This window comes from Novosphingobium sp. (genome assembly GCF_965229225.1).
Classification (GTDB): Bacteria; Pseudomonadota; Alphaproteobacteria; order Sphingomonadales; family Sphingomonadaceae; genus Novosphingobium.
This window is the reverse complement of sequence record NZ_OZ245867.1, coordinates 2,949,604-2,969,716: the sequence shown is the minus strand read 5'-3', so window position 1 is coordinate 2,969,716 and position 20,113 is coordinate 2,949,604. Positions and strand designations below refer to the sequence as shown.

24 protein-coding genes are annotated in these 20,113 nt (G+C 65.2%); 11 read left to right on the top strand and 13 right to left on the bottom strand.

Translation table 11 applies throughout. The features are described 5' to 3' along the window. Positions 1–39: 39 nt before the first annotated feature. Both rpmH and ACO06X_RS13750 read right to left on the bottom strand, forming a co-directional pair. Positions 40–174, bottom strand: a complete 135-nt coding sequence (gene rpmH / locus ACO06X_RS13755; protein WP_298165898.1) for a 50S ribosomal protein L34 — start codon at positions 172–174, stop codon at positions 40–42. Between the two features lie 430 nt (positions 175–604). Continuing rightward, a complete protein-coding gene (locus ACO06X_RS13750) occupies positions 605–1,384 on the bottom strand; it encodes a universal stress protein (protein ID WP_421836811.1) in 780 nt (259 codons plus the stop codon). Between the two features lie 140 nt (positions 1,385–1,524). Here ACO06X_RS13750 and ACO06X_RS13745 point away from each other — a divergent pair, with 140 nt between their 5' ends. Genes ACO06X_RS13745 through ACO06X_RS13725 form a run of 5 tightly spaced genes read left to right on the top strand, consistent with a single transcriptional unit; the run spans position 1,525 to position 4,847 of the window. Beyond that, on the top strand, positions 1,525–2,187 hold the full coding sequence (locus tag ACO06X_RS13745) for an HAD-IA family hydrolase (RefSeq protein WP_421836810.1): 663 nt from the start codon (positions 1,525–1,527) through the stop codon (positions 2,185–2,187). A 54-nt stretch (positions 2,188–2,241) separates the two neighbouring features. Further along, positions 2,242–2,952 (top strand): CoA transferase subunit A, encoded by a 711-nt coding sequence (locus ACO06X_RS13740; RefSeq protein WP_421836809.1) that lies wholly within the window; start codon positions 2,242–2,244, stop codon positions 2,950–2,952. Next, a complete protein-coding gene (locus ACO06X_RS13735; RefSeq protein WP_421836808.1) occupies positions 2,952–3,611 on the top strand; it encodes a CoA transferase subunit B in 660 nt (219 codons plus the stop codon). Before ACO06X_RS13740 ends, ACO06X_RS13735 begins: the two co-directional genes overlap by 1 nt. Before the next feature lie 4 nt (positions 3,612–3,615). Next, the gene (locus tag ACO06X_RS13730) at positions 3,616–4,299 is read left to right on the top strand and encodes a glutathione S-transferase family protein (RefSeq protein ID WP_421836807.1); all 684 of its coding nucleotides are present in this window, start codon (positions 3,616–3,618) and stop codon (positions 4,297–4,299) included. 17 nt (positions 4,300–4,316) lie between these two features. Beyond that, complete coding sequence (locus ACO06X_RS13725) at positions 4,317–4,847, top strand: GNAT family N-acetyltransferase (protein WP_421836806.1); 531 nt, start codon at positions 4,317–4,319, stop codon at positions 4,845–4,847. Here the strand turns inward: ACO06X_RS13725 and ACO06X_RS13720 are convergent. Genes ACO06X_RS13720 through ACO06X_RS13705 form a run of 4 tightly spaced genes read right to left on the bottom strand, consistent with a single transcriptional unit; the run spans position 4,835 to position 8,272 of the window. Continuing rightward, on the bottom strand, positions 4,835–5,260 hold the full coding sequence (locus tag ACO06X_RS13720; protein WP_421836805.1) for a DUF983 domain-containing protein: 426 nt from the start codon (positions 5,258–5,260) through the stop codon (positions 4,835–4,837). The two genes, ACO06X_RS13725 and ACO06X_RS13720, sit on opposite strands and share 13 nt — an antisense overlap. Before the next feature lie 40 nt (positions 5,261–5,300). Next, on the bottom strand, positions 5,301–6,851 hold the full coding sequence (locus ACO06X_RS13715; protein ID WP_421836804.1) for a DHA2 family efflux MFS transporter permease subunit: 1,551 nt from the start codon (positions 6,849–6,851) through the stop codon (positions 5,301–5,303). Further along, positions 6,835–7,908 carry an HlyD family secretion protein gene (locus tag ACO06X_RS13710; protein WP_421836803.1) on the bottom strand — a complete coding sequence of 358 codons (1,074 nt, stop codon included), beginning with the start codon at positions 7,906–7,908 and terminating at the stop codon, positions 6,835–6,837. Before ACO06X_RS13710 ends, ACO06X_RS13715 begins: the two co-directional genes overlap by 17 nt. Continuing rightward, positions 7,901–8,272: a MarR family winged helix-turn-helix transcriptional regulator gene (locus ACO06X_RS13705; RefSeq protein WP_421839912.1), complete on the bottom strand. Its 372-nt coding sequence runs from the start codon at positions 8,270–8,272 to the stop codon at positions 7,901–7,903. Before ACO06X_RS13705 ends, ACO06X_RS13710 begins: the two co-directional genes overlap by 8 nt. 242 nt (positions 8,273–8,514) lie before the next feature. Here ACO06X_RS13705 and ACO06X_RS13700 point away from each other — a divergent pair, with 242 nt between their 5' ends. Genes ACO06X_RS13700 through ACO06X_RS13690 form a run of 3 tightly spaced genes read left to right on the top strand, consistent with a single transcriptional unit; the run spans position 8,515 to position 10,404 of the window. Continuing rightward, on the top strand, positions 8,515–9,141 hold the full coding sequence (locus ACO06X_RS13700; protein WP_421836802.1) for a lysophospholipid acyltransferase family protein: 627 nt from the start codon (positions 8,515–8,517) through the stop codon (positions 9,139–9,141). Further along, positions 9,134–9,919, top strand: coding sequence for a DUF1295 domain-containing protein (locus tag ACO06X_RS13695; RefSeq protein WP_421836801.1), 786 nt, complete (start codon positions 9,134–9,136; stop codon positions 9,917–9,919). The genes ACO06X_RS13700 and ACO06X_RS13695 overlap by 8 nt, the downstream gene beginning before the upstream one ends. After that, positions 9,901–10,404 (top strand): DUF2306 domain-containing protein, encoded by a 504-nt coding sequence (locus tag ACO06X_RS13690; protein WP_421836800.1) that lies wholly within the window; start codon positions 9,901–9,903, stop codon positions 10,402–10,404. The genes ACO06X_RS13695 and ACO06X_RS13690 overlap by 19 nt, the downstream gene beginning before the upstream one ends. Positions 10,405–10,407: 3 nt before the next feature. Here the strand turns inward: ACO06X_RS13690 and ACO06X_RS13685 are convergent, their stop codons facing one another. Beyond that, entirely contained in the window at positions 10,408–12,180 is a 1,773-nt protein-coding gene (locus ACO06X_RS13685; protein ID WP_421836799.1) for a bifunctional metallophosphatase/5'-nucleotidase, read from the bottom strand. A gap of 125 nt (positions 12,181–12,305) precedes the next feature. Between ACO06X_RS13685 and ACO06X_RS13680 the strand changes: the two genes are divergently transcribed. Further along, positions 12,306–12,941 (top strand): TetR family transcriptional regulator, encoded by a 636-nt coding sequence (locus ACO06X_RS13680; RefSeq protein WP_421836798.1) that lies wholly within the window; start codon positions 12,306–12,308, stop codon positions 12,939–12,941. Here ACO06X_RS13680 and ACO06X_RS13675 read toward each other — a convergent pair. Further along, a complete protein-coding gene (locus ACO06X_RS13675; protein ID WP_421836797.1) occupies positions 12,938–13,423 on the bottom strand; it encodes a thermonuclease family protein in 486 nt (161 codons plus the stop codon). The two genes, ACO06X_RS13680 and ACO06X_RS13675, sit on opposite strands and share 4 nt — an antisense overlap. A gap of 147 nt (positions 13,424–13,570) precedes the next feature. On the opposite strand from ACO06X_RS13675, the gene ACO06X_RS13670 reads away from it, so the two are divergent. Next, positions 13,571–13,915 (top strand): hypothetical protein, encoded by a 345-nt coding sequence (locus ACO06X_RS13670; RefSeq protein WP_421836796.1) that lies wholly within the window; start codon positions 13,571–13,573, stop codon positions 13,913–13,915. Between the two features lies 1 nt (position 13,916). On the opposite strand, the gene ACO06X_RS13665 is transcribed toward ACO06X_RS13670, so the two are convergent. The 4 genes from ACO06X_RS13665 to gluQRS form a co-directional block, all read right to left on the bottom strand. Beyond that, complete coding sequence (locus ACO06X_RS13665) at positions 13,917–14,786, bottom strand: 3-hydroxyacyl-CoA dehydrogenase NAD-binding domain-containing protein (protein ID WP_298165932.1); 870 nt, start codon at positions 14,784–14,786, stop codon at positions 13,917–13,919. Positions 14,787–14,870: 84 nt separating this feature from the next. Beyond that, positions 14,871–15,446 carry a cob(I)yrinic acid a,c-diamide adenosyltransferase gene (locus ACO06X_RS13660; protein WP_421836795.1) on the bottom strand — a complete coding sequence of 192 codons (576 nt, stop codon included), beginning with the start codon at positions 15,444–15,446 and terminating at the stop codon, positions 14,871–14,873. 18 nt (positions 15,447–15,464) lie between these two features. Further along, positions 15,465–15,701 carry an HIG1 domain-containing protein gene (locus ACO06X_RS13655; RefSeq protein ID WP_298165936.1) on the bottom strand — a complete coding sequence of 79 codons (237 nt, stop codon included), beginning with the start codon at positions 15,699–15,701 and terminating at the stop codon, positions 15,465–15,467. Then, the gene (gene gluQRS, locus ACO06X_RS13650; RefSeq protein ID WP_421836794.1) at positions 15,698–16,552 is read right to left on the bottom strand and encodes a tRNA glutamyl-Q(34) synthetase GluQRS; all 855 of its coding nucleotides are present in this window, start codon (positions 16,550–16,552) and stop codon (positions 15,698–15,700) included. The genes ACO06X_RS13655 and gluQRS overlap by 4 nt, the downstream gene beginning before the upstream one ends. Positions 16,553–17,104: 552 nt before the next feature. On the opposite strand from gluQRS, the gene guaA reads away from it, so the two are divergent. Continuing rightward, on the top strand, positions 17,105–18,664 hold the full coding sequence (gene guaA, locus ACO06X_RS13645) for a glutamine-hydrolyzing GMP synthase (protein ID WP_421836793.1): 1,560 nt from the start codon (positions 17,105–17,107) through the stop codon (positions 18,662–18,664). A gap of 9 nt (positions 18,665–18,673) precedes the next feature. Here the strand turns inward: guaA and ACO06X_RS13640 are convergent, their stop codons facing one another. Next, a complete protein-coding gene (locus ACO06X_RS13640) occupies positions 18,674–20,110 on the bottom strand; it encodes a hypothetical protein (protein WP_421836792.1) in 1,437 nt (478 codons plus the stop codon). Positions 20,111–20,113: the final 3 nt, after the last annotated feature.

The following is a 20,113-nucleotide window of genomic DNA, read 5'->3' as shown; positions in this document are numbered from 1 at the left end:
CCGTCGCCGCAGCGTGCGGGGCGGCTGGCGCTTCGGGGATCAGGCCGAAAGCTTCTTGCGACCGCGAGCGCGGCGGGCACGGAGAATCTTGCGACCGCCGACAGTGGCCGTGCGGGCGCGGAAGCCGTGACGGCGGGCACGCACGAGGTTGCTGGGCTGGAAAGTGCGCTTCATCGGTTTGCTCTTTTCGTTCGAATCGGTTTGACCGTGGCCAGCGCAAAACGCGGCCCGGAATCAGGTGCGGGCCACTACGCTGCGATGCTCTTGCAGTCAAGCACCGCTAGGATTGCGGCGCCTTCCTGCCCCATGCCCCAGGCCGAATGGCCCAGGCAGAAAAAAGGCCCGGTCGTTGCCAACCGGGCCTGAAAGTTTTGGGAGAGGATGCCTGAAAGGCCATTTTCATATGCAACTATCCCCCCGTTCTCGCAAGTGCGAAATGGGCCATAATGGTTGCACTTTTTGCAATCGAAACAGCATAATCGCCGGGGAGCCGCCAATTTCCATCGCCATTACAGCAGTATGACTCCCGGATATGGCGACAATGCAAAAATCGGATAGCGCTTTCGTTGCGTCGCAACATGCCCCAAGGGGAATGTCACGCGGTTCAGTGTGCCAGGAGCAGCGGGACCATCGACTTGTCGAGCAACTCGCGCGAGACTCCGCCGAGCAGGAGTTCGCGCAGCCGGCTCTTGCCGAACAGGCCCATCACGATCAGTCCCGCGCCCAGTTCATGCGCCTTGTCGGCAATCACGGTGCCGATCGCGCCGTGCTTTGCCACTTCATGGACTTCGGCATGGATATCGTGCCGCGAAAGATAGCAGGCCGCATCGCGCGCGGGGAAGCTGTCTTCCTTTTCGCGCACCATCAGGATGTGAACCGCGCTGGCGAGAGCCAGCAGCGGCAGCGCTGCGTGCATGGCAGCAGCGGCTTCATGCCCGCCATCCCAGGCGAGCAGCACCGGCTTGTCGAACACGACCAGCGGCACCCCGCGCGGCAGAGCCAGCACCGGGCAGCGCGAGCCCAGCGCCACTTCCTCGAGCGCGGGATCATCGAGGCTGGCGACGATGCAATCGGTGAAGCGCGCAGCCGCAGCCACGCTTTCGACCCGGCCCTGATCGGTGAGCACCACATCGAAGGGCACGTCTTCGTTGGCGAGCCGCTTGTCGAGGTCCGTGGCAAGCTGCTCGTCTGCTGCTCGCACCTCGTTGATCACTTCGGCCGAGAGCGCCGCCCCGCCGAAGGGTTCCCACAGCGCCATCTGCGCGAAGGGAGTCGCGATCTGGAAAGAGACGTGGCCGCGCATCGCCCGCGCCAGCGCAAGCGCGGTTTCGACCCTGTCGTTCAGCGTTTCGGCGTTGTCCGCCGGGCAGAGAATCGAGCGCATGGGGTTTCTCCTTGGGTTTGGCTATGCGGCCACTGATAGACCCGATCCGGACCGGTGCCCAATGATCCAGGTCAATTCCTTGCCCTTGCGCGCGCCGCCGCGACCGCTATGCCGCCAGCAACACGCAACTGGGAGCGGGCATGGTGACGGAGCGGGCGTTTGCGGCAGTGATCTTCGATTTCGGCGGGGTGATCACCTCGTCGCCGTTCGAGGCGTTCAATCGGCTGGAAGCGGATCGCGGATTGCCGCAGGACTTCGTGCGCCGGGTCAACGCGGCCAACCCCGACGACAACGCATGGGCAAAGTTTGAACGAGCTGAGATCGGTGCGGCGCAGTTCGATGCGCTGTTTGCAGCGGAAGCGCGCGTGCAGGGGCATGATCTGGCCGGTAGCGAAGTGCTCGCCGTGCTGGCAGGCGCGGTCCGGCCAGCGATGGTCGTTGCGCTCGACCAGCTCAAGGCCGCCGGTTACCGCATCGCCTGCATCACCAACAATGTGCCCGCCGGACACGGCGGCGCGGGCCTGGCGAGGAGCGAAGACCGCAGCGATGCGCTCGAGCTTATCTTCGCGCGCTTCGAGCATGTGATCGAAAGCAGCAAGGCCGGCGTGCGCAAGCCCGATCCGCGCATCTACCAGATGATGTGCGAGAAACTGGGGCTCGAACCGGCGGCCTGCATCTACCTCGACGACCTTGGCGTGAACTGCAAACCGGCGGCAAAGCTGGGGATGCACGCGATCAAGGTGACAAGCGGCGAACAGGCGCTGGCCGATCTTTCAGCACTGCTCGCGCTCCCGCTGGGGTGACAAGCTGCCGCTGGGCGCTAGATAGGCGCTGCATAGCAGAGGAGCCGGATTCGCGTGGCCAAGAAGCTTTATCCCGATGCCGCCAGCGCCCTTGATGGCCTGCTGCGCGATGGCTTGCTGATCGCCTGCGGAGGTTTCGGCCTCTGCGGAATTCCCGAGCGGCTGCTGACGGCGGTGCGCGAAAGCGGGGTCAAGGACCTGACCTTCGCCAGCAACAACGCCGGGATCGACAACGAAGGCATCGGCATGCTGCTGCGCACACGGCAGGTGAAGAAGATGATCGCCAGCTATGTGGGCGAGAACAAGGAATTCGAGCGCCAGTATCTTTCGGGCGAGCTCGAGGTGGAATTCAGCCCGCAGGGCACTCTGGCTGAGCGCATGCGCGCAGGCGGCGCAGGCATTCCCGGCTTCTACACCAAGACGGGCGTCGGCACGCTGGTGGCCGAGGGCAAGGAAAGCAAGGTGTTCGGCGGCCAGGAATACATCCTAGAACGCGGGATCTTTGCCGATCTGGCACTGGTGAAGGCGTGGAAGGCCGACGAGACGGGCAATGTCGTGTTCCGCAAGACGGCGCGCAACTTCAACGTGCCGGCCGCCACCTGCGGCAAGGTCTGCGTGGTCGAGGTGGAAGAGATCGTCCCCACCGGCAGCCTTGATCCCGATGCGATCCACCTGCCGGGCGTCTATGTCCAGCGGATCATCGTGGGTTCGCCCTATGACAAGAAGATCGAGTTCCGCACGGTTCGCAACACGGATGTCGGCTGATGACCAAGCATGATGGATTGACCGCTGGCTGGACCCGCGACCAGATGGCCGCCCGCGCCGCGCGCGAGCTGCAGGACGGCTTCTACGTGAACCTCGGCATCGGCATACCGACGCTGGTGGCGAACCATATCCCCGAGGGGATGACGGTGACGCTCCAGAGCGAAAACGGCATGCTGGGCATCGGCCCCTTCCCGCTCGCGGGCGAGGAAGACGCCGACCTGATCAATGCCGGCAAGCAGACGATCAGCGAGCTGCCGCAGTCCGCCTATTTCGACAGCGCGCAGAGCTTTGCGATGATCCGCGGCGGGCATATCGACCTCACCGTGCTGGGCGCAATGGAAGTGGCGGAGAACGGCGACATCGCCAACTGGATGGTGCCCGGCAAGATGATCAAGGGCATGGGCGGCGCGATGGACCTCGTCGCGGGGGTCAAGAAGATCATCGTGGTGATGGAGCACTGCGCCAAGGACGGCAGCCCCAAGTTCATTCCGGCATGCACCTTGCCGCTGACGGGCAAGGGCGTGGTCGATATGATCGTCACCGACCTTGCCGTCTTCGCGCGCCCGGATCATGCCTCGCCGTTCCGGCTGATCGAGCTGGCGCCGGGCGTCAGCGCGGAGGATGTGAGAGCGAAGACGACGGCGCACTACGTGGAGTAACCCCATGCCCTATACGCTCATCACCGCAAACCGGAACTATTCAAGCTGGTCACTGCGCCCCTGGGTGCTGATGAAGATGCTGGGCATTCCCTTCGAGGAACGCTTCGAGCCTTTCACCAAACCTTCGAACTATGACGAGTTCCTCGCGTTCTCGCCCACGGGCCAAGTGCCGGTGCTGCTTGATGGCGGGACAACCGTGTGGGATTCGCTCGGCATCGCGCTCTATCTGGCGGACCGGCACGAGGGCGTGTGGCCGGTGGATGCGGCGGCACGGGCCTTCGCGCAGAGTGCCGTGACCGAAATGCATGGCGGCTTTTCGGCCTTGCGCAATGATTGCCCGATGAATGTCGGCGTGCGGGTGCAGCCGCGCCCGATGCGCGAGGCGCTGGTGCGCGATGTGGCAAGGGTGCGCGAGATCTTCGAGCAGGGCCTTGCGCGCTTCGGCGGGCCGTGGCTGGCGGGCGAGGCTTTCACGGTGCTCGATGCCTTCTATGCGCCGGTCGCTTACCGTGTGCGCACCTATGGCCTCGACGTTGGGAAGGGTCAGGCCTGGATCGACCACGTGATCGCGCATCCCGTCATGCAGGAATGGGAAACGGCGGCGCTGGCCGAAACCTGGCGCGAAGTGAGCCACGAGGAAGAGCTGCTCTCCTGCGGGGCGATTACTGCCGACTACCGGACGGTCTAGCTAGCCCCTCAATCGGCATGCTGAAGCTGGTTCCCTTCTCGCAGGCGCATTTCGAAACGCTCGGTAGCTGGTTCTTCAGCGAAGCCGATCTGGTCCAGTGGGGCGGCCCATTTGTCACCTTCCCGCTTGATGCTGGCCAACTCGGGGCGATGCTGGCGGAGGCAGCTGCATCACCACCGACGCGCGTGTGCTGGATGGTTGAGAGCGATGGGACGGCGATAGGGCACGCGCAGCTTGGGCTCGACTGGCGCAACGGGGTTGCATTGCTTTCCCGCGTCGCAATTGCACCGCAGGCGCGCGGTCTTCGTCTTGCCTTGCCGATGCTGCGGCTGGTGGTGGATAAGGCTTTCGCCAAGGCCGAAATCGCCCGTGTGGAGCTCAAAGTCTATACTTGGAACCAGCCCGCCATCAGGGTCTACGAGCGGCTGGGTTTTCGTATGGAAGGTATCCGCCGGTCTTCTGCGCGCGTGGGCAAAGAGCGGTGGGATACCGCGATCATGGGACTTTTGCGCGGCGAATGGCTAGACGGTGCGGCTCAGGAACCCTGATCCTCAGCTTTCTCGCGCGCGTTCAGCTCTGCCCAGAGGCCTTCGGTGCCCGCTTCGACCGCCTTGTTCACGTATTGCGAGGCTGCGAGCCAGCCCTTGAACGGGCGCAGCGTGGCGACGCAGCCGAGGACGAGGATCGGCATCGAAGTGAACACATGGACCCACCACGGCGGATCGAACTTCACCTGCACATAGACGACGACGAAGACCAGCGGAAACGCGGTGATGCACAGGGCGAAAAAGGCGGGGCCATCGTCCGTCTGTGCGTAACTGAAATCGAGGCCGCAGTGGTCGCAGGTCTTGGCGAGCTTGAGCCAGCCGGCAAACATGTGCCCCTCGCCGCAGCGCGGGCATTTGCCCTGCCAGCCGCAGCGCAGGATCCAGGCGAGCTTCGGATTGGAAATCAGGGCCATGGGGCTGCCGATAGACCCCGGTGCCCCTGCCAGCAACCGCTTAGTGGTCTGCCGCCGCCATCTGGGGTGCGCCGCCCATGGCGGGTTTGCCGGCCTTCACGAAAAACAGCACCGGGATCGAGGCCCAGCACAGCAGGCCCATCATGTAGAAATCGTTGAGGTAGCCGATCATCGCCGCCTGCTTGTTGACCATGCCATCGACCACCCGCATCCCGGCCTCGGATACGCCGCCATAAGCAGTGATGCGGTCGAGATCGAACGGCACGCTCATCCGGGTGATCTGGGCGCCCATCTCCGCGTGGTTCACCTGCATGTTGCGCGCGAGCATGAAGGTGCACACCGCAATGCCGATCGAGGCGCCGATCGACCGCATCAGGTTGTTGAGCCCGGCGGCATCGGTGCGCAGTTCTGGCGGCAACGTGGCGAAGGCGATCAGGTTGATCGGCATGATCGTGAAGCTGATGCCCACGCCCTGGATCAGGCCGGTCAGGAAGATCGGGGTCATCGGCATATCGGGCGACCAGCCCGCCATGAGCCACAGCGACCAGCCGGAAAGCCCCATCCCGATGGTGAGCGCGATGCGCGGATCCATTTTCGTGATCCAGCGGCCGAGCAGCGTGATCGTGGCCAGCAGGCCCAGCCCGCGCGGGGCAAGCAGCCAGCCGGCATCGACTGCCGGGTAGCCATAGATGCCCTGCAGCAGCCCAGGCAACAGCGCGAGCACCGCCATCATCACGCACCCGATCAGGAACATGAAGATGAGGCTGGCAACGAAATTGGCATCTGCAAACATGCGGCCCGGAAACAGCGGCTTTTCGGCAGTGACGAGGTGGACGACCGCCATCCACGCGCTGCAGGCCCAGATCACGGCATAGGTCACCACTTCGGCGCTACCGAACCAGTCCTGCGAGGGGCCGCGATCGAGCATGAGCTGGAACGAGGCAAGCGCGAGCGCCACCAGCAGCCAGCCGGTGAGGTCGATCGGACGGCGGATCGCATCCTGGCGCGGCAGCAGCCACCACAGCACGAGGCCGGACGCGATCCCGATGGGCACGTTGATGAAGAACACCCAGCGCCACGAGTAGCTTTCGGTGATGTATCCGCCGAGCAGCGGCCCCGCGATGGGGCCCAGCATGACACCCTGCGTGAACAGGGCCATCATCTTCGGCCGCTCTTCGGTCGTGCTGGAATTGAGCATCACGGTCTGCGCGAAGGGCGAAAGGAACGCGCCGCCGATCCCCTGCACCACGCGGAACGCCACCATTTGCCCAAGGTTCTGCGCAAGGCCGCACATGATCGAGGCGGCGGTGAAAGCCACGACCGAAAACGTGAAGACGAGGCGGATGCCGAACCGGTCGACCAGCCAGCCGCCGAGCGGCAGCACGACTGCAGAGGCGAGCACGTAGCTCGTCAGCACCCAACTGATCGTTTCCTGCGTGGCCGAAAGCGAGGCTTCCATGTGCGGAAGCGCGACGTTGGCAATCGTGGTGTCGAGCACCTGCATGACCATCGCCGCCATCACCGCAGTGAACAGCAGCGGGCGATGCTTTACCAGCCAGGCGGGCTGCTGGGCATCACTTGCCGCCGACATGGACCGTCACGTTCGCACTCAGGCCGGCGATCAGCGGGCGATCTCCGCTGGACGAATCGATCGCGATGCGCACCGGCACGCGCTGGGTGACCTTGACCCAGTTGCCGGTGGCGTTCTGGGCGGGAAGCACCGAGAATTCGGAGCCGGTGCCCGCGCCGATGCTATCGACATGGCCCTTGAGCTTGAGACCCGGATAGGCATCGAGCTTCACGTCAGCGGGCTGGCCAGGGCGCATGCGGGCGAGATCGGTTTCCTTGAAATTTGCCTCCACGCGGGCCCCGCCTTCACGCACGATCGAAAGCATCGGCACGCCGGTGAAGACCATCTGGCCGATCTGCAGGCGGTTCACCTGCGTGACACGGCCCGAGACCGGCGCGCGCACCACAGTACGGGTGAGATCGAGCGCGGCCTTGGCACGGGTGGCCTGCGCCGCCGCGACCTGCGGGTTCTGCCCGGGCACTTGCGCGCCGGTGGCAAGCTGCGCGCGCGCCTTCTCCACTTCGGCGGCAACCGAGGCCAGTCGATCCCGCGCGGAGGCGACGGCGTGCTGCGCCTCGTCCATCCGGGCGCGGGTGTTGAAGCCGCGATCAAGCAGCGCCTTCTCGCGCGCATACTGCGCTTCCGCGAGGGCGAGATCATCGCGCGCGCCGGCAATATTGGCGGCATTGGCGCCGACATCGGCGACAAGCGCGGTAATGTTGGCCTGCGCGCTGGCGATCTGCGCATCGGCCTGGCGCATCGCGACTTCGTAGCTGGTGGGATCGATGCGGAAGAGGACATCGCCCGCCTTGACCTGCTTGTTCTCGCGCACGTTCACGGCAACGACGAGACCGTTCACCTCACCCGCGATCGAGACGATGTCCTGCTTCACGTAGGCGTTGTCGGTCGAAACCTCGCCAGGACTGCCGAACCACCAGGTAAGTGCGCCGCCCACGACAAGGGCGGGGACGATCAGCATGGCGGCAAGACGCAGCCGCTTGCTGCGGGTGGCCTTGCGCCGCTCGCTCGCCGCAGCCGCCGCTGCTTCGGCAGGCTTGAAGGGATCTGCTTCAGCCATGGGCGAGCGCTCCTTCGGCCAGAGAACTTTCGGGTGCCTTTTCGGGCGGGATATCCTCAAGGAGATTGGCCCGCACCCGTTCAAGAAGGGCAAGGAGCAGCTCGCGCTCGGCAGGCGAGAAGCCTTGCTGCGCTTCCTCGAACACATCGGTCGCGCACACGAACAGTTCGTCGAGCAGCGGGGTGGCGGCTTCGGTGAGGAACAGGCGCCAGGCGCGGCGATCGTTGGGATCGGCGCGGCGTTCGACCATGCCGGATTTTTCCAGCCGGTCGATCATGCGGCCGGCAGTGATCGCTTCCACTTCGAGCCACTGCGCGAGCGCGCCCTGGTTGATGCCGGGAGTGCGACGCAGCGCGGCGAGCATGCGCCACTGCGGACCGGTAACGCCGAAGCGGCGGCTGACCACGTCGAAACGCTTGCGCAGCAGGCGGCTCACGTCCGAGGTCAGGAAAGCGATGTTGTTCTGCATATCCACGCACATAATAACTATGCTTATAATAGTCAAACTTGTCTAAAAGGGCAGGCCAAAGTCCCGGACCGCACCTTTGTTCCCTTCGACAAGCCAATTTCTCCCCGCTAAAACCGGCGGGTAAAGGGGATGGGTGAATGGGCGAAGGCGTGCTGGAAAGCGGTCCAGACGGCAGACGAGTCGGTCTGTCCTCGCGCGTGGTGAAGCGCGCGCTGCTGGGCTTTTACCGGATGCAGGGCTGGAAGGCGGTGGGCACGCCGCCGCCGGGTGGGCGCTATGTGATCATCGCCGCGCCGCACACGTCTAACTGGGACTTCGTGTACTTTCTCGGCCTCGTCAACGAACTGGGGCTCGATGCGCACTTCATGGCCAAGGACAGCCTGTTTCGCTGGCCGATGGGCGGCTTCATGCGCGACATGGGCGGGATTTCGATCAACCGCTCGGCGCGGCACAACGTGGTCGATGCGATGATCGCCGAATTCGCGCGGCGCGACCGCTTTGCGCTGACGATTGCGCCCGAAGGCACGCGCAGCGCGGTCAACCAGTGGCGCACAGGCTTCTACCATATCGCGCTGGGCGCGGGCGTGCCGCTGGTGATCGGGATGATGGATTATGGCCGCAAGGTTGGCGGGCTTGGCCCGGCGATCATGCCGACGGGGGACTACAAGGCCGACATGCAACAGGTCGCCGAGATCTACCAGAGCGTGACCCCGCGCCATCCGGAGCGCGGGATCAAGGACTTTGCGGGAATGTTCGATGCTTGAAGGACTGATCGTCAATGCACTGGCGCTCGCCGTGCTGATGGCGGTGCTGGCGCGCACGGCCGCGAAGATCGGCGATGTCAGCTTCATCGATGCGGTGTGGGGCGCGGCGATGGCGGCGCTCGCGGTTTCGGCCTGGGCGCAGGCGGCTGAGAAGGGTCCGCGCGCCAGCCTGATCGCGGCAATGGCGCTGATCTGGGGCGCGCGGCTCGGCTGGCATCTCTACACCCGCTGGCGCGCGCATGGCGAGGACGTGCGCTACGCCAGGATGCTGGGCAAGGCGCGCAAGGCTGGCAAGTATGGCAGAGCGGCGGCGCAAGTCTTCGCGGTGCAGGCCGTGCTGCTTTATGTGACCTGCCTCCCCGCACAGCTCGGCGTGCTCGCCGCTGGCAGCGAAGGCATCGGGCCGCTGGCCATGGCGGGCGGCGCGCTCTGGCTGATCGGCTTTGCGTTCGAGACGATCGGCGACGCGCAGCTCACCCGGTTCCGCGCCGATCCCGCCAGCAAGGGCAAAGTGCTTGATACCGGGCTGTGGCGCTATACCCGCCATCCCAACTATTTCGGCGACACTTGCGTGTGGTGGGGGATCTGGCTGGCAGCGAGCGAGGCCGGGCTGCCGGTGGCGCTGGCTTCGCTGGCGGGGCCGGTATTCCTGACCTTCACGCTCACCCGCTGGTCGGGCAAGCCGCTGCTCGAAAAAGGCCTCGTCCAGCGCCGACCGGATTATGCCGACTATGTGCGCCGCACATCCGGGTTCATTCCATGGCCGCCGAAGCATTAACCCGCCCGCAGCCGCTCGCTCCCGACCTGCTTGAACGTGTGCTGGGCTGGGCAGCGCTGGCCCTGCTTGCTGCCGCGCTGGCCGCCATCATGCGCGGCCATGCGAGCTGGGGCGCGGTGCCGCCCGCGATCTGGCTGCACCTCGGCACGGTCATCGTGGCTTTGACGCTGACCCCGGTAATTCTGTGGCAGAGGCGCGGCACGCGGCTGCACCGGCGGCTGGGATATGTCTGGGCGAGCGCGATGTTCGTCTCGGCGCTGGACAGCTTCTGGATCCTTGAAACCAACCACGGCCATTTCAGCGTGATCCACCTGCTTTCCGCCTTCGTGGCGGTGCAAACCCCGCGCCTCGTCCTCACCGCCCGGGCGCACAACCATGCCGCACATCGGCGCACCGTGCGCGGGCTGGTGATCGGCGGCCTCCTGACCGCCGGCGCGCTGACGTTCCCGTTCCACCGCCTGCTGGGGCGCTGGCTGCTGGGCTGAGCATCAGTCGCCGGTAACGCGTTCCTCCATCGGAACATCGATGCGGGAAGCGGCGCGGAAATACGCTTCAAGCGCATCAATATCGGTCGGTCCGGTCACGGCATCCTGCCCTGCCTTGAACACGGTGAAGCCATCTCCGCCAAGCGCGAGGAAGCCGTTCATCGCCACCCGGTAGCGCGCAGCGGGATTGAGCGGCTTGCCGTCAAGTGTGATCGCGGTGATGCGGCTGCCTACCGGAGCACCCCTGTCGACCCGGTAGGCAAAGCCGGTCGAAGGCGCGAGCGCCTGTTCGGGGCCGACATCATCGAAGCCCTGCTCGAGCACTGCCTTGATCTGCGCCCCGGTGAGCGTTTCGATGGTCAATGCGTTGCCGAAGGGCTGGACGAGGTAGATATCCCCGAAGGTGACCGTGCCATCTGCGGCGGGAACAATCGCGGCGCGGATGCCGAAGGGGTTCATCAGCGCGATCTGCGCACCTGCGGACCGGCTGGCGGCGAGCTGCGCATCGGCGATCAGGTTGCCGAGCGGGCCGCCCGTGGCCCCTTCGCCCTTCGCCGCCGGCCCGGAAAGCTTGCCGACCGGGCGCGTCGCATAGGCCTTCGAGGCATCGACATAGCGCTGCACATAGGCCGCGATATCCGCGCGCGGCGTATAGTGCGGTGCCAGCGGCGAGAGAGCGACCGGACCCTTGGCCGAGGTAAAGGGCTGCGACTGCACGATCAGGTTGCGCGCGCTGCGGCTGATCACGCGATGCGCGGCGGGATCGATGGCGAGTGTGATCTCGGTCAGTTCCTTGCCATAGAGCCCCGCGCTGGTGAGCAGCACTGGACGGGCCGGATCGCTGGTGGGGAGTTCGCAGATATAGTCTGCATGGGTGTGGCCTGAGACGATCACATCGACCGCGCCGGACAGGCGGCGCAGGATGGGCAGGATCTCGCCGTCGAAGCCTGCGCAGCCATTGGGATCGGGGGCGGCCGCCTGCTTGCCGCCCTGATGGATCAGCACGATGATGGCGTCCGCCCCCTGCGCCTTGAGCTTGGGCACTTCGGCATTGATCGTGTCTGCCTCGTCGGCAAATGTCACGTCCGCAATGCCCGCCGGATTGACGAGCATGGGCGTGCCCCGCAACGTCAGGCCGATCACGCCGACCTTCACCGCACTGGCACCGCTACCGAAGGTGCGAATCGCGCTGGCGGGAAACAGCGGCGTGCCGCCGGCCGTAAGCGTGCTCGCGGCGAGATAGCGGAAGCGCGCGCCGGCAAACTTTTCGAGCTGGCACGGCTCGCGCGCGGTGAGCTTTTCGCAGCCGCCCGCCTGCATCCGCAGCAGCTCCCGCGTCCCCCGGTCGAATTCGTGGTTGCCGACGGCGGCATAGTCGAGACCGAGGCGGCTGAGCGCTTCGATCGAAGGTTCATCGAGGAACAGCGAGGATGCGAGCGGGGACGCACTGATGAGATCGCCCGCCGCCACGGTCATGGAGTGGGCGTGGCGTGCGCGCAGCGAATCAAGCGCGGCGGCAAGCCATGCGGCGCCGCCGGCGGGGACTTGCGCGGTGCCTCCCTGCCCGTCCGGCATGCCCACGCTCTGACGCGGGGGTTCGAGATTGCCGTGGAAGTCGTTGAAGGCGAGCACGGCAACCTCGACCGGCGCCGACGAAACTGGGGCCGAAGCGAGGCTGCCTGCCGCGTGCGGCGCGGCGCAGGCGGAGAGCAGCGCCGTGAGGGCAAGGGCCCCGGCGATGGCGCTGCGATGGTGTGAGTTGCCAATCTTCGTCATGCCGTACGCTTCCTTGCCCATATCAACGCCATTCCTGCCTCGATCAATTACCTGAAGCGGAATTGAAACCGGCGCAGGTAATCCCTAAAATGGCGCATAGCCCTCTCAGGCGACAGGATCATAACATGCCGCGCGCGCAGCCCGATATTGAAGCCGGCCAGGAGCGACTGGTCGCACTCGCCTGTGCGCTCATCGAAGAGCGCGGTGGGCAAGCGCTGACAATGCAGGAAGTTGCAGCGCGCGCGGGCATCTCGCCAGCGCAGGTGCTGCGCTATTTCGATAGCCGGGAGGCCTTGCTGGAGGCCGTGGCGGAATACTGGTTCCGCCCCAAGGTCGCGATCATGGAAGACGTGGTCGCCAGCGAACTGCCGGCCCGCCGCAAGATGTACGAATTCTTCGCGCGCCGCTTCGTGATGATGCGCGATGCCTACCGCGCCGATCCCGTGGCTCACGAGATGTATGTCGAGCTCGGCAACGAATACTTCGAGCAGGTGCGCAGCTACGTCGACCTTGCCGACCACTATCTCAGCATGATCATCGCCGAGGCGATGGGCGAAGGGTTCTTCCCCGGGCTCGAGATCGACATGACGCTGAGCCTGATCAACCAGATGGTCTCGCCCTATTGCAACATCGGCGTGATGGGCATGCTGATGGACCGGCTGAGCGAGGAAAAGCTTGCGCGCATCATCGATGCTGTGTTCGACGGGCTTTCGGCACAGGACCGCGGCGCGATGGGTGTAAGTGGGCTCCGAGCAGCCTAAGCCACACACCATTCTCCGCGCCGGCCTTGCCAATGTTCGGCAAGGCCCTCGCGCTCGAGCACCTCGCCCAGACTGCGCCCTCCGCGCAGAACCACCCGCAGCGCGCGGCCGTAGCGGTCGGTCTCACGCCCTTCGACCGCAAGCGTGAAGGGGCCGGCATTGAGCAGGTCCGTCAGCCGCGTCGTTGCGGTTTCGGCCAGCCGCGCTTCGTAGGCGCAGGACGGATGGCCGAGTTCGGGCGCGTTGATATCGGCGATGCGGATCTTGAGGCCGCGATACCAGAACGTATCGCCGTCCACGACGCAGGTGACGCGCGCCGGTCCGTCGCAGCGGGCAAAGGCAGCAGTCTCGCGATCGTCAGAGGCCGCACCGGACGCGCTCGACAGCGGGAGGGTGAGGGAGAAACCTGCGATCGCGGCGAGCGCGGACAGGGAGCGGGCGGAAGGAAGCTTGAGCATGCCGCCGGACTGACGGATTTTCATGCTTTGTTCCATTCCAAAAAATACCGATAGGACAGTATCTTAGGGCGTCCACTTAACTGATTTCAGTCCGATTCGGACTGCTTTGGCCTTTCTTAACCACGGCGGCCGCAAGCTTGCCGGAGCACCATCAACCGGACCGCCCGACCCGTGTACAAACTGCTCTTCCGCAGCCGCTGGTATGCCCTTGCCTGGGCGGTCTTCATGGCGGCCAGCGCTGTCATGTTCACGACCACGGGTGCGGGTGCATGGATCACTTCGGGCAAGCTCGAAGCGCGCGCGGCCCGGGAAGCCCGAGAGAGCGAGTTCCGTGCCTGGGCGGAAGATGACAAGCGCCGGATGGACGACGAGACGGGGTTCGATCCCTCAAGCCCCGAGCACGTTCGCGACGGCAAGCCGCCACTTCAGGACGCGGGCACCACAAATGGCCAGAGGGCGCCTTTCACCCAGGGCGAAGCCGAGGAGGAACTCGAAGACGAGCCGGACAGCCAGTAGCTCAGCGGGTCGGGACGGGTACCTCGCCGCTGTAGTCATAAAATCCCCGGCCTGATTTGCGGCCGAGCCAGCCGGCCTCGACATACTTCTGCAGCAGCGGCGCGGGGCGGTACTTCGGATCGCCGGTCGAAGCGAGGTAGATCTTCATGATCTCGAGCAGGGTATCGAGCCCGATGAAATCTGCGAGTTCAAGCGGGCCCATCGGGTGGTTGAGCCCGAGCTTCACGCCCTTGTCGATATCCTGAATCGAGCCGGTGCCACTGCCCAGCACGAAGGCCGCTTCGTTGATGAAGGGCACGAAGATGCGGTTCACGATAAAGCCCGGCTCATCCTGCGAGAGCACGATTTCCTTGCCGATATCGGCGACGAAGCCGCGCACCGCTTCGATGGTGCTCACCGAAGTGGCAAGGCCGGGGATGACTTCGACCAGCTTCATCAGCGGCACGGGATTGAAGAAGTGGATGCCGATGAAGCGCGCCGGATCGGGCGAGGAAACCGCCATGCGGGTAATCGGGATCGACGAGGTGTTGGACGCCATGATCGCGCTCGGCGCGAGGTGCTTGCCCGCCGCCTCGAAGATCTTGTGCTTGATGTCCTCACGCTCGGTCGCGGCCTCGATCACGAGATCGGCCTCGCCAAGGCGGAGGTAATCGCCAACCGGGGTGATGCGCGAAACGGTGGCGATGGCATCCTCTGCGGGAATCTTGCCGCGCTCGGCAAGCTTCATCAGCCCCTTTTCAATCTTCGTGCGCGCGGCTTCGGCCAGGCTCAGCGAGACATCGGAAAGCAGCACCGTCTTGCCCGAGGCGGCCGCGACCTGGGCAATGCCCGAACCCATCTGACCGGCACCGATGACTGCGATTGTCTGCATGACTTGAACCCCGCGTGATTGCACTTTGGCGCGCTGCCTAGTGAGGTTTGGCGCGCGTGGGAAGCCGCAGATTTGGGAGTATGATCAGCGCGAGCCGCCGGGGACCCAGAGCGGATCGTTCCCGGCATTGAGCGCACGGGCGAGTACGAAGAAATAGTCCGAAAGCCGGTTGAGATAGGCGAGTGCAGAGGGGTTCACAGGCTCCGACGCGGCCAGCGCGGTGGCGGCGCGCTCGGCACGGCGGGTGATCGCGCGGGCGAGGTGGACGCGGGCCGCGCCCTCGCTGCCGCCGGGTAGGATGAAGCTCGTCAGCGGCGGGAGCTGCGCATTGAGCGCGTCAATCTCGGCTTCTAGCCGTTCGGGCTGGGCCGCCACGACACGCAGCACCATTTCGGAGGGCGTGAAATCGGCACCGCCCACATCGCCGAGCGGCGTGGCCAGATCGGCGCCGAGATCGAACAGGTCGTTCTGGATGCGGTGGAGCGGAGCGGCACGGTCTGCCTCCAGCGCGAGGGCGGCGAAACCGACCATGCTGTTGAGCTCATCGACCTCGCCGATCGCTTCAAGCCGGAGATCGTGCTTGGGACGGCGCGAACCATCGACGAGGCCGGTCGTGCCTTCATCGCCGGTGCGCGTGTAGATCTTGTTGAGTTTGACCACGAGAGAAGCTGAGCCGGCTCAGCGACCGCCGTGGGTGAACAGCAGCAGCACCGCGACCACAGCCACGGCGAGGCCCTGGTACTTGATGCGGTTGAACATCATCTTGTTCTGCAGCAGCTGCATTTCGGTTGCCCGCGTGCCGTCACCTTCCAGATCAGCCTTGGTGGTGCTGAGAAAAGCGCCAATGCCGCGAAGGAGCGACCAGACCGTCAGTGCCATCAGCACAAGGATCACGGGAACAAGGAGCATCGTCATGGCGCAAGGTCTAGGCCGTCATGAAGCGAAACGCCAGTGTCAAAGCGGGTATGCCGCAGCGCATCGGCAAGCGCGCGGCCATCCTCGCCCGCGCGGCGGCGATCCCCGAGCGAAGGCGCATCGCGGCGCTTGGCAAGCTTGCGGCCATCAGGCCCGGCAAGCAGCCCGTGATGATGCCAGCGCGGTTCTGGCAGGCCGAGCAGGACTTGCAGCAGGCGGTGGATATGCGTTGCGGCAAAGAGATCGGCCCCGCGGGTGACGACGGTCACGCCGTCCTCGGCATCATCGAGCGTGGCGGCAAGGTGGTAGCTGGCGGGCGCATCGCGGCGCCAGATCACCACATCGCCGAGCATGGCCGGGCGCGCGCTCTGCGGGCCGCGACGTTCATCGAACCAGGTGAGCGGACCGGCCAGTTCCGCCGCCTGCTCGACATCAAGGCGCCAGACCGGATCGGGAGGGGAAAGCGGCGGATTGCGCAGGCAGGTGCCGGGGTAGATCGGCCCGTCCGGCCCTTGCAGCGTGGCGGCGGCGGCCACTTCGGCGCGGGTGCAGCGGCAGGGATAGAGCAGGCCCATCGCGCGCAGGTTGTTGGCCGCCTCGCGGTAGCGGTCGATCCGCGTGGATTGGGCCGGCACTTCCTCGAACGCAAGGCCAAGCCAGGCGAGGTCGGCGCGAAATTCCTCCGCAAGGTCCGGGCGGCTGCGCGCGCCGTCGATATCCTCGATGCGCAGGAGGAAGCGGCCGCCGCCCTGCGCTGCGCGATCATGTGCGACGATCGCGGCATAGGCGTGCCCCAGATGAAGCGGGCCGTTGGGGCTGGGGGCAAATCGCGTGACGGTCGGCAGGTCCATGAAGACCGTCCATAACCGTGTGGCCGGAAAACAAAAACGGCTGCCTCAAAGTGCAAGGCAGCCGCTTTTATCTGGAAGACCCGCATGGTTCGCCCCGCGGGAGGGGGCAAGTGCTTCGTGCCAGCTCAGACGAGCGTGGCGCCGAAGAACATGCTGCTGATGCCAGCAGCCAGAACCAGCGAAAGGATCGCCGAAGTGTAGTTACGCATAATGTCCTCCTGTTTTGGGCACTTTCAGGGGACTCTCCCGTTCGAGCCGCGCCGGCAGGGTGGTGGATTGCACGGAAGCGTTCGGAACGAGGGCGCAAATAGGCCTTCCCCCGCCTGCTGCAAGTGCGAACAAGGCAACCATGGTTGCATTTCTTGCAATCAATTGCGATACGCTACTGATATACTGAAAAATCAGGATTTTCTCGGCATATGCCCTTTGGTGAAGCACGAATGTTTCAAGGGAAGAACATTTTATAAACCAGATGCACACCGCGCAATCGTGCGATCTGCCTTTTTTCGCGCCTCGCTGGACAGCGGATACCGAGATCATTATCCGCCTGCCATGAGCATTCAGCCTTCAGAATCGATCCTCATCGTCGACTTCGGCAGCCAGGTCACCCAGCTGATCGCACGCCGCGTGCGCGAAGCGGGAGTCTACTCCGAAATTGCCCCCTTCACTCAGGCCGAGGCCGCCTTCCATCGGATGAAGCCGAAAGGCATTATCCTGTCGGGCTCACCCGCCAGCGTTCCGGCGGAAGGCAGCCCGCGCGCACCGCAGGTGCTGTTCGACAGCGGATTGCCGATTCTCGGCATCTGCTACGGCCAGCAGGTGATGAGCCAGCAGCTCGGCGGCGAAGTCCTGCCCGGCGACTCGGGCGAATTCGGCCGCGCCTTCCTTACCGTGACCGAACCCTGCGCCCTGTTCGACGGCCTCTGGCAACCGGGCGAGCGGCATCAGGTGTGGATGAGCCACGGCGACAAGGTGACGCAGTTCGCCCCCGGCTTCCGCATCGTGGCAGTCTCGGACGGCGCCCCCTTCGCAGTGATCGCGAACGAGGAGAAGAAGTACTACGGCACCCAGTTCCACCCCGAGGTGGTCCACACGCCCGATGGCGGCAAGCTCATCGCCAATTTCGTGCGCCACGTCTGCGGCTGCACCGGCGAATGGACGATGGCTGAGTTCCGCAAGACCAAGATCGCCGAAATCCGCGAACAAGTGGGGGAAGCCCGCGTGATCTGCGGCCTTTCGGGCGGCGTCGATTCGGCGGTGGCGGCGGTCCTCATCCACGAAGCGATCGGCGACCAGCTCACTTGCGTGTTCGTCGATCATGGCCTGATGCGCATGGGCGAGGCCGAGCAGGTCGTCAGCCTGTTTCGCGGGCACTACAACATTCCGCTCGTCCACAAGGACGTCTCGGCGCTGTTCCTCGGCGGCCTCGCCGGGGTGACCGACCCCGAGGCCAAGCGCAAGTTCATCGGCAAGACCTTCATCGACGTGTTCGAGGCCGAGGCCAAGCAGGTCGGCGGCGCGGATTTCCTTGCCCAGGGAACTCTCTATCCGGATGTGATCGAGAGCGTCTCGTTCACCGGCGGGCCATCCGTCACGATCAAGAGCCACCACAACGTGGGCGGCCTGCCCGACCGCATGAACATGAAGCTCGTCGAACCGCTGCGCGAGCTGTTCAAGGACGAAGTCCGCGCACTTGGCCGCGAACTCGGCCTGCCGGATGTGTTCGTCGGCCGCCACCCCTTCCCCGGCCCCGGCCTTGCCATCCGCATCCCCGGCGAAGTGACGCGCGAGAAGTGCGACATCTTGCGCAAGGCCGACGCGATCTACCTCGAAGAGATCCGCAACGCGGGGCTCTACGATGCGATCTGGCAGGCCTTCGCGGTGCTGCTGCCGGTGCGCACCGTGGGCGTGATGGGCGATTTCCGCACCTATGACGCGGTCTGCGCGCTGCGCGCCGTCACCTCGACCGACGGCATGACCGCCGACATCTACCCCTTCGACGCCGGGTTCCTCAGCCGCGTGGCGACGCGCATCGTCAACGAGGTCAAGGGCATCAACCGCGTGGTCTACGACTACACCTCGAAGCCGCCCGGCACGATTGAGTGGGAATAGCCCCCCCGGCTAGCCGGTGATCCGCAGGCGCATGAACAGCATGAAGCTCGTCGGGCTGGAGCCGTAGGCGGGCTGGATCACTTCGGGCAGCGCGTACTTGCTGACCAGCCCGCCGAGATCGAACGCCACTTTGCCGATCGGCAGCGAGTGATAGCCGCCGAGGCTGAACTTGCTGACGTTGAACACCTGGCCCGCCAGCGGATTGCCTTCCGCCTCATCGCCGAACAGCTCGTCCTTGTCGACGTTCTCGGCCCGGCCGAACAGCGTCCAGCGGCCCAGTTGCAGGGCGCTGTCGAGCAGGAAGGCATCGGCGGGGTGGGCGTGATCGCCGCCGAGATGGGTGTTGCGGCCCCACGCCAGCGTGGACTGCCAGTTGCGCCCGGGCGCGAGCGCGCGGTTCCAGGTGATCGAGGCCGTGGTGCGGCGCACGTTCTCGCCCGGGTGCAGGCCTTCGGGGCTCTTGAGGAAGCCATGGCTGACTTGCATCGAAAGGTCTGCCGTGGGGTTCCACGTGGCGCGCACGGACCAGCTGTCGAAGCGCGGCCGCTCGAAATCCCAGCGGTTGGCATCAGGTTCCCGCCCGGTAAACACCGAGCCTTCAAGCTTCACCCCGCGATAGACGAGGCCCGCAGTCGCGACGCCGAACGTCACGTGCGTGCTATCAAGCCAGTGGTGCGAGATCGGCGCTTCGGGGTTCGCCATGCCGGGGAAGCGGTGCATGAAGGTGGCGGGGCCGAGCGCGGGTTCACCGGGCAATCCGAAGTAGACGAAACCGGACAACTGGTCGGTGATCGGGTGGCTGTAGGTGGCCGAGAGCTCCATGAACGCATCATGCGGATGCTGCCGGTCGATCAGTTTGGTCACACCGTCCGCGCTTTCGCCGCTCGCCAGCAGCAGCGGATAGCCGCGCTTTCCCATCAGCGGATCGAGACTGACCATTCCTTTAAGCGATAGCGTGCCGCCGCCAAGTGGGCGCTGCGCCATGCCCATGAGCATCGAAGTCGAGAAGGTCTTGGTATCGCCGCGCGGCCCGCCCTGGTTGTCGTAGATAAGCGTGGCGAAGCCGTGGACCATGGTGGACCAATCGCCAGCCCTGCCCATGATCGCCCACATTGGCGCGCTATCGGGCTGCCAAGCCGTGCCGGAGGCATCGCGCATCATGCTGTAGGAACCGAGTGCGCCCACCATGCCTTTCATGTCCATGCTCTTCATGTCCATGCCGTGCATGCTGTGGTCCATGGCAGCGTGATCGACCGGGGGCGCAGCGGGTGCTTCGGCTTCAGCCGGGGGCATCGGATGCGAGTCGTGGTCCATGCCGGGCATGGGGTGAGCTTGGTGGTCCATGCCGGGCATGGGGTGAGCTTGGTGGTCCATGCCGGGCATGGACTGGGCCGCAGCGGCGAGCGGCAGGGCCAGCGCCGTCGCGGCAAAAAGGGTCCTGATCATCGG